8 protein-coding genes, 1 tRNA gene and 2 pseudogenes are annotated in these 7,980 nt (G+C 49.2%); 5 read left to right on the plus strand and 6 right to left on the minus strand.

All coding sequences use genetic code 11. From position 1 onward, the window contains the following. Nucleotides 1-244: transposase (locus BGK49_RS06020; protein WP_000567704.1), on the minus strand; the 244-nt coding region annotated here is incomplete at its 3' end. 218 nt (nt 245-462) lie between these two features. Between BGK49_RS06020 and yecR (BGK49_RS31400) the strand changes: the two genes are divergently transcribed. Together yecR (BGK49_RS31400) and yecR (BGK49_RS30895) are read left to right on the plus strand one after the other, a co-directional pair. Further along, nucleotides 463-660 carry a YecR family lipoprotein gene (yecR, locus tag BGK49_RS31400; protein WP_194074759.1) on the plus strand — a complete coding sequence of 66 codons (198 nt, stop codon included), beginning with the start codon at nt 463-465 and terminating at the stop codon, nt 658-660. Further along, nucleotides 632-784, plus strand: coding sequence for a YecR family lipoprotein (yecR, locus tag BGK49_RS30895; RefSeq protein WP_250543254.1), 153 nt, complete (start codon nt 632-634; stop codon nt 782-784). The genes yecR (BGK49_RS31400) and yecR (BGK49_RS30895) overlap by 29 nt, the downstream gene beginning before the upstream one ends. A 33-nt stretch (nt 785-817) precedes the next feature. Here the strand turns inward: yecR (BGK49_RS30895) and BGK49_RS25595 are convergent, their stop codons facing one another. The 3 genes from BGK49_RS25595 to actS form a co-directional block, all read right to left on the minus strand. Further along, the gene (locus BGK49_RS25595) at nt 818-1,075 is read right to left on the minus strand and encodes a hypothetical protein (RefSeq protein ID WP_024017360.1); all 258 of its coding nucleotides are present in this window, start codon (nt 1,073-1,075) and stop codon (nt 818-820) included. A gap of 446 nt (nt 1,076-1,521) precedes the next feature. After that, nucleotides 1,522-1,595 (minus strand) — tRNA-Gly (locus BGK49_RS06025). A gap of 78 nt (nt 1,596-1,673) precedes the next feature. Further along, a complete protein-coding gene (actS, locus tag BGK49_RS06030) occupies nt 1,674-2,429 on the minus strand; it encodes an amidase activator ActS (protein WP_001379149.1) in 756 nt (251 codons plus the stop codon). Between the two features lie 414 nt (nt 2,430-2,843). Between actS and xdhA the strand changes: the two genes are divergently transcribed. From xdhA to xdhC, 3 genes are read left to right on the plus strand one after another with little or no spacing between them, the layout of a single operon-like run. Further along, on the plus strand, nt 2,844-5,141 hold the full coding sequence (gene xdhA / locus BGK49_RS06035) for a xanthine dehydrogenase molybdenum-binding subunit XdhA (RefSeq protein ID WP_069375707.1): 2,298 nt from the start codon (nt 2,844-2,846) through the stop codon (nt 5,139-5,141). Between the two features lie 10 nt (nt 5,142-5,151). Further along, nucleotides 5,152-6,030 carry a xanthine dehydrogenase FAD-binding subunit XdhB gene (gene xdhB, locus BGK49_RS06040; protein WP_000459176.1) on the plus strand — a complete coding sequence of 293 codons (879 nt, stop codon included), beginning with the start codon at nt 5,152-5,154 and terminating at the stop codon, nt 6,028-6,030. Further along, on the plus strand, nt 6,027-6,506 hold the full coding sequence (gene xdhC / locus BGK49_RS06045; protein ID WP_001016605.1) for a xanthine dehydrogenase iron sulfur-binding subunit XdhC: 480 nt from the start codon (nt 6,027-6,029) through the stop codon (nt 6,504-6,506). Before xdhB ends, xdhC begins: the two co-directional genes overlap by 4 nt. Before the next feature lie 39 nt (nt 6,507-6,545). Here xdhC and BGK49_RS06050 read toward each other — a convergent pair. Next, nucleotides 6,546-7,664: pseudogene (locus tag BGK49_RS06050) on the minus strand (sigma-54 interaction domain-containing protein); the annotation flags it as partial. 16 nt (nt 7,665-7,680) lie between these two features. Continuing rightward, a pseudogene (locus BGK49_RS06055) lies at nt 7,681-7,980 on the minus strand (IS1-like element IS1X2 family transposase); the annotation flags it as partial.

Raw genomic sequence — 7,980 nt, forward strand, 5'->3', positions numbered from 1 at the left:
CTTTAATCTGCTTCATGGCGGCAGCAAGTTCAGAGGCAGGAACAACCTGTTCTCCGGCGGCCACAGCAGTAAGACTTCCTTCCTGGTATTGCTTACGCCAGAGAAATAACTGGCTGGCTGCTACACCATGTTGCCGGGCAACGAGGGAGACCGTCATCCCCGGTTCAAAGCTCTGCTGAACAATTGCGATCTTTTCCTGTGTGGTACGCCGTCTGCGTTTCTCCGGCCCTAAGACATCAATCATCTGTACTCCAATGACTAGTCTAAAAACTAGTATTAAGACTATCACTTATTTAAGTGATACTGGTTGTCTGGAGATTCAGGGGGCCAGTCTAATAATTTCGAAAGCAACTCATTTTTACTCTGCAAACAATCAGAAAAGACTTAATTTTGCTAAGTTAATGCATTAATCTAAAAACGCTTTAAATCAATACATAACCATTATCTCTTGGGATTATTTACATGCGCAAAAGTTTAATGCTGTTACTTGCTTCAACATTGATTATTTCTGGATGTGCAACAAAAAAACAACTCGTTCCAACTGGTGGAAGCAAATCAGACGGCACAGTTAGGATGAGTTATTCTTACGGTATGTTTGAAAGTCCTGTTGTAGATCCACAACAAGGCATGAATGCAGCCAAAGCGCGTTGTGCCGCTTAGGGGATATTCAGGAGCCGAGCCTTTTGGTGGATTCACTTCTCAATGTTCACAACCTTCTTCATCTGGTTGTATGCAAACACTTGTGACTATCGAATATCAATGCACTGGCGATATTAAGAAGTAATAATTAGGGGCTTCCAGCCCCTTCTATAACCATTCATGGAACAGGGACAACCGAAATCACTTTAAACCCTGAAACAGCCGTTACTCCATTAGATGGAGAATTAAATCTCACAGTATCTTTTCTTACTGCATCATGAATTTCATCTTTTGTTGGTTCATGCTCTGAATGGAATAAAACCTCTTCCATTCTAATTTGATCACCGTCTCTATGCTCATAAGTAATCTTGTAGCTAACAGTCATATCAACCTCATGCAGGGGAATTGTGAGATTATTATAGACAATAGAAACCATAAAGCCCCGTTGGTGATACAGCAACAAGCGGGAGCGTAGCGACTTCATCAGATTGTCAGAAAGATCACACCTTATCAGGATAACCGTGTACCCGTTGGGAGCGTGGCTGAAACGCTGATAGAGCTTGCATATGGTTTGCAAGGACCAATATCACCATAAACCTGTTTACGCAGCCACAAGGCCGCACATCGGGCTTAAATGCGTGTGTTCAGTCTGTCGATGACATTACAATGCCAGGATGGGCTTTATCTTCACGTTGTGCTATCGCGGTGTGAGAGGTGCAACTGCCGCCAACGTTAGGTTATACTGTCATCTCACCGTGTAACTTAACGTGACAGTTACTAAGGGCGGATCACAATGGTAGAACTCCTAAGCAAATTAAATAGGTAACTGTTTAAGTTGCTGACAGAGAAGACTTTTTTAGTCTTTTCCACCTGGGGAGATTTTGGAGCGGGCGAAGGGAATCGAACCCTCGTATAGAGCTTGGGAAGCTCTCGTTCTACCATTGAACTACGCCCGCTTCGAGATGTGTAAGGCATTATAAACCTTACGCTCTCCTTAGCAAGTGCCGCGCTGCTGACTGCTGATTAATTCGCCATCAGCATTTTGGCTTGCTGCCCTGCGGCGGCAAGTAACGTAGCGGATCAATTGCCGTTGCACGGTAACGAATCTGGAAATGCAGGCGAACAGATGCCGCATCCGTGCTCCCCATAGTGGCGATTTTTTGCCCAGTCTTCACGCTTTGCCCATTATTTACCAGCATCGTGTCATTATGGGCGTAAGCCGTAATGTAATCTTCACTGTGTTTAATCATGATGAGATTACCGTAGCCACGCAGCTGGTTGCCCACATACACCACCTTTCCTGCACCCGCGGCGTAAATAGGTGTACCCCGTGGAGCTGAGATATCAATCCCTTTATTGCCGCCATCTGCTGTCGAATACGGCATGATAACTTTCCCTGTCGTTGGCCATAACCAACAACGTTGCCCTACTGGCGGCCAGGAAGATTTCGGTACCGCTGATGACGGTGTAACCGATGCGGTTTTGGTCGTTGATTTGGCGGTTGATTTACGTGTACTACTGCTACTTTTCGCCCCACCCAGTTTTAGTTTCTGACCAACTTCAATGGTGTAAGGGGGGGAAATGCCGTTCAGTCGCGCCAGTTCTTTTACGCTGGTTCCCGTGGTGCGCGAAATACGATATAGCGTATCCCCCCGTTTCACGGTGTAAACGGAGCCGGAATACGTTCCTGTATCGGATGATTTGCTACCCGAACAGCCCGCCAAAAGCAGTCCAACCGATAACAACATCACGATACCCAGAGATTTTTTATTCAGGCGTCCCGCACTCAAAATCTTTCCTCGCTTAAAAAACAAGACGCCTTATCATAGCAGCCAGCCTCTTGATACCCAATCTCTTGCTTCTGGAAAAACGTGGTAATAGAGAAAGAGGTTAATTTCATTTGGCAAAGGGAAGTATCATCAGCAAAATATTCGCTGTAGAGGTATCGAACTTCCTGACTTTTTACCCTATTTCCCATCCTGATGCGTAATAATCCCAATTTATCACATTGATTTTATCGCCACTCATATTGATACGTATCACTGCCCCTATTCAGACTCCTGTTTCGTATCATATCTGTGTTTTTTTAACGTCATCACACTTCCTACCTCCCCTAACGCTTATCGTCGTTTCTGGCGTAAATCTTGCCTGCTTAGACTAAATCTTTGCCATAAGAACCAAATGTTCAAATCGAGGGGATTTCTATGGAAGCGCGGGAAGCAACCGCTACGGGTGAATCATGCATGCGCGTCGATGCCATTGCTAAGGTCACCGGGCGGGCACGATATACTGACGATTATGTTATGGCGGGCATGTGTTATGCGAAATATGTACGTAGCCCTATCGTACATGGTTATGCCGTAAGTATTAATGATGAACAAGCCAGAAGTTTGCCGGGCGTACTGGCGATTTTTACCTGGGAAGATGTGCCTGATATTCCATTCGCTACAGCTGGGCATGCCTGGACACTTGACGAAAACAAGCGCGATACCGCCGATCGCGCACTGCTAACTCGCCATGTTCGTCATCATGGTGACGCCGTTGCCATCGTCGTGGCCCGCGATGAACTCACGGCAGAAAAAGCGGCGCAATTGGTCAGCATTGAGTGGCAAGAATTACCCGTTATCACCACGCCAGAAGCGGCGCTGGCAGAAGACGCTGCACCAATCCATAACGGTGGCAATTTACTGAAACAAAGCACGATGTCGACGGGTAATGTCCAACAAACAATCGATGCCGCCGACTACCAGGTACAGGGGCACTATCAGACCCCCGTTATTCAACATTGTCACATGGAAAGCGTAACATCGCTGGCGTGGATGGAGGATGACTCGCGAATTACCATCGTTTCCAGCACCCAGATCCCGCACATTGTTCGCCGCGTGGTTGGTCAGGCGCTGGATATTCCCTGGTCATGCGTACGAGTCATCAAACCATTTGTCGGTGGCGGTTTTGGTAATAAACAGGATGTACTGGAAGAGCCAATGGCGGCATTCCTGACCAGCAAGCTTGGCGGCATTCCGGTGAGAGTTTCCCTTAGCCGTGAAGAGTGTTTCCTCGCAACCCGTACCCGCCACGCTTTTACCATTGACGGGCAAATGGGCGTGAACCGCGACGGAACATTGAAAGGTTATAGTCTGGATGTTCTGTCTAACACCGGCGCTTATGCATCTCACGGGCACTCTATCGCTTCTGCGGGGGGGAATAAAGTCGCTTACCTTTATCCTCGTTGTGCCTACGCTTACAGTTCAAAGACCTGCTATACCAACCTCCCCTCGGCTGGTGCGATGCGTGGTTATGGCGCGCCACAAGTCGTATTTGCCGTTGAGTCTATGCTTGATGACGCCGCGACAGCGTTAGGTATTGATCCTGTTGAAATTCGTTTACGCAACGCCGCCCGCGAAGGAGATGCTAATCCGCTCACGGGCAAACGTATTTACAGCGCAGGGTTGCCGGAGTGTCTTGAAAAAGGCCGGAAAATCTTTGAATGGGAAAAACGCCGTGCAGAATGCCAGAACCAGCAAGGCAATTTGCGCCGCGGCGTTGGCGTCGCCTGTTTTAGCTACACCTCTAACACCTGGCCTGTCGGCGTAGAAATAGCAGGCGCGCGCCTTCTGATGAATCAGGATGGAACCATCAACGTGCAAAGCGGCGCGACGGAAATCGGTCAGGGTGCCGACACCGTCTTCTCGCAAATGGTGGCAGAAACCGTGGGGGTTCCGGTCAGCGACGTTCGCGTTATTTCAACTCAAGATACCGACGTTACGCCGTTCGATCCCGGCACATTTGCCTCACACCAGAGCTATGTTGCCGCGCCTGCGCTGCGCAGTGCGGCACTATTATTAAAAGAGAAAATCATCGCTCACGCCGCAGTCATGCTACATCAGTCAGCGATGAATCTGACCCTGATAAAAGGCCATATCGTGCTGGTTGAACGACCGGAAGAGCCGTTAATGTCGTTAAAAGATTTGGCGATGGACGCTTTCTACCACCCTGAACGCGGCGGGCAGCTCTCTGCTGAAAGCTCCATCAAAACCACCACTAACCCACCGGCGTTTGGCTGTACCTTTGTTGATCTGACGGTCGATATTGCGCTGTGCAAAGTCACCATCAACCGCATCCTCAACGTTCATGACTCAGGGCATATTCTTAATCCACTGCTGGCAGAAGGTCAGGTACACGGCGGAATGGGAATGGGCATTGGCTGGGCGCTATTTGAAGAGATGATCATCGATGCTAAAAGCGGCGTGGTCCGTAACCCCAATCTGCTGGATTACAAAATGCCGACCATGCCGGATCTGCCACAACTGGAAAGCGCATTCGTCGAAATCAATGAGCCGCAATCCGCATACGGACATAAGTCACTGGGTGAGCCACCAATAATTCCTGTTGCCGCTGCTATTCGTAACGCGGTGAAGATGGCTACCGGTGTTGCAATCAATACACTGCCGCTGACGCCAAAACGGTTATATGAAGAGTTCCATCTGGCAGGATTGATTTGAGGATAACATCATGTTTGATTTTGCTTCTTACCATCGCGCAGCAACCCTTGCCGATGCCATCAACCTGCTGGCTGACAACCCGCAGGCCAAACTGCTCGCCGGTGGCACTGACGTACTGATTCAGCTCCACCATCACAATGACCGTTATCGCCATATTGTTGATATTCATAATCTGGCGGAGCTGCGGGGAATTACGCTGGCGGAAGATGGCTCGCTACGTATCGGCTCTGCAACGACATTTACCCAGCTAATAGAAGATCCTATAACTCAACGTCATCTCCCGGCGTTATGTGCTGCGGCCACGTCCATTGCTGGACTGCAGATCCGTAACGTCGCTACCTACGGTGGAAATATTTGCAACGGTGCCACCAGCGCAGATTCTGCCACGCCAACGCTAATTTATGACGCGAAACTGGAGATCCACTCCCCGCGCGGTGTTCGTTTCGTCCCGATTAATGGCTTTCACACCGGGCCGGGCAAAGTGTCTCTTGAGCATGACGAAATCCTCGTCGCCTTTCATTTTCCGCCACAGCCGAAAGAACACGCGGGCAGCGCGCATTTTAAATATGCCATGCGCGACGCAATGGATATTTCAACGATTGGCTGCGCCGCACATTGCCGACTGGATAACGGCAATTTCAGCGAATTACGCCTGGCATTTGGTGTTGCCGCGCCAACGCCGATTCGCTGCCAACATGCCGAACAGACTGCACAAAATGCGCCATTAAACCTGCAAACGCTGGAAGCTATCAGCGAATCTGTCCTGCAAGATGTCGCCCCGCGTTCTTCATGGCGGGCCAGTAAAGAGTTTCGTCTGCATCTCATCCAGACGATGACCAAAAAAGTGATTAGCGAAGCCGTCGCCGCGGCGGGGGGAAAATTGCAATGAATCACAGCGAAACAATTACCATCGAATGCACCATTAACGGGATGCCTTTTCAGCTTCACGCCGCACCAGGCACGCCGCTCTCGGAATTACTCCGCGAACAAGGACTGCTAAGTGTCAAACAAGGGTGCTGCGTGGGTGAATGTGGTGCCTGTACGGTGTTGGTCGACGGCACAGCAATAGACAGTTGCTTATACCTTGCCGCCTGGGCTGAAGGAAAAGAGATCCGCACGCTGGAAGGTGAAGCGAAAGGCGGAAAACTTTCTCATGTTCAGCAGGCTTATGCGAAATCCGGCGCAGTGCAGTGCGGGTTTTGTACGCCTGGCCTGATTATGGCTACCACGGCAATGCTGGCGAAACCACGCGAGAAGCCATTAACCATTACGGAAATTCGTCGCGGACTGGCGGGAAATCTTTGTCGCTGCACGGGGTATCAGATGATTGTAAATACAGTTCTGGATTGCGAGAAAACGAAGTAAAAGGATATCCGGCCTGAATTCAGGCCGGATTCACTGAGGTTATGTGTTTAACAACTCATATTTCTTAATCTTGCGATAGAGCGTAGCAATGCCGATGCCCAGTTCATCAGCAACTTGCTTCTTGCTGTTATGACGTGAAAGCGCCTCGCGGATCATTTGCTTTTCCATCTCCTCCAGCGCCGTGCCGCCCGCATCATCGAGTGACAGGTGCGCCTCACTGACCTCTGTTACATCACTTTGCTCCGTTGTGCCATTATTCAGCAGATTTGGCGGCAATAGCGTGCTGTCGATAACTTCACCTGAAGGAACTACGTTAACCAGATATTCCATCAAATTGCTTAACTCGCGCAGGTTTCCGGGCCAACGATGCTTACGCAATATTTCGACGACATCGGGAGCAATGCCAGGATAAACCGATCCCAGACGACGGGTATGCAGATGTAAAAAGTAATGCACCAATAGTTCAATATCTTCCTGACGTTCACGCAGCGGTGGCAGAGTTATCGGGATAACATTAAGTCGGTAGAAGAGATCTTCGCGGAATTTACCTTCGGCAATGAACTGGGCCAAATTCTGATTAGTTGCAGAAATGATGCGAATGTCGACTTGTATTGGGCTACTGGCACCAATCGGCAGAATTTCACGCGCCTCAATAGCGCGCAGTAATTTAGCCTGCAACATTAATGGCATATCACCTATTTCATCGAGAAACAGCGTGCCCGTATTCGCCGCCTGAATCAACCCTGTTTTACCGTTGGCAGAAGCGCCAGTAAATGCGCCTTTAACATAACCGAACAGTTCGCTTTCCAGAAGCTGCTCCGGAATCGCGGCACAGTTGATAGCAATAAAGGGTTTATTCCGTCTTCCGCTCAACTTATGGATTGCTCGGGCGACGACTTCTTTACCCGTGCCGCTTTCACCAACCACCATAACGCTGGATGGGCTGGGTGCAATACGGCTAATGAGTCGTTTTAATTGCCGCATAACACGGCACTCGCCAACCAATTGTTCAATATGTGGTTCATCAGGTGCATTTGCTACAGAAAAACTGGTATGCGATTGGTGAAATGCCATTAAAAATAATTGTCGGCCCTGAATGTTATGCAATTGACCAATGATTAATTCACTTTTATCGTCCCACGAAACAATATGCTGCATAGGTAATGACTCCAACTTACTGATAGTGTTTTATGTTCAGATAATGCCCGATGACCTTGTCATGCAGCTCCACCGATTTTGAGAACGACAGTGACTTCCGTCCCAGCCTTGCCAGATGTTGTCTCAGATTCAGATTATGTCGCTCAATGCGCTGAGTGTAACGCTTGCTGATAACGTGCAGCTTTCCCTTCAGGCGTGATTCATACAGCGGCCAGCCATCCGTCATCCATACCACGACCTCAAAGGCCGACAGCAGGCTCAGAAGACGCTCCAGTGTGGCCAGAGTGCGTTCACCGAAGACGTGCGCCACAACCGT

The organism is Shigella sp. FC1544, assembly GCF_001722145.1.
In the GTDB taxonomy this organism is placed as follows: Bacteria; Pseudomonadota; Gammaproteobacteria; order Enterobacterales; family Enterobacteriaceae; genus Escherichia; species Escherichia coli.

What these genes read in the sequence shown, in the direction of transcription:
- yecR (WP_194074759.1), top strand. Translation starts at nt 463, where the DNA reads ATGCGCAAAAGTTTAATGCTGTTACTTGCTTCAACATTGATTATTTCT.
- yecR (WP_250543254.1), top strand. Translation starts at nt 632, where the DNA reads ATGCAGCCAAAGCGCGTTGTGCCGCTTAGGGGATATTCAGGAGCCGAG.
- BGK49_RS25595 (WP_024017360.1), bottom strand. Translation starts at nt 1,075, where the DNA reads ATGGTTTCTATTGTCTATAATAATCTCACAATTCCCCTGCATGAGGTT.
- xdhA (WP_069375707.1), top strand. Translation starts at nt 2,844, where the DNA reads ATGGAAGCGCGGGAAGCAACCGCTACGGGTGAATCATGCATGCGCGTC.
- xdhB (WP_000459176.1), top strand. Translation starts at nt 5,152, where the DNA reads ATGTTTGATTTTGCTTCTTACCATCGCGCAGCAACCCTTGCCGATGCC.
- xdhC (WP_001016605.1), top strand. Translation starts at nt 6,027, where the DNA reads ATGAATCACAGCGAAACAATTACCATCGAATGCACCATTAACGGGATG.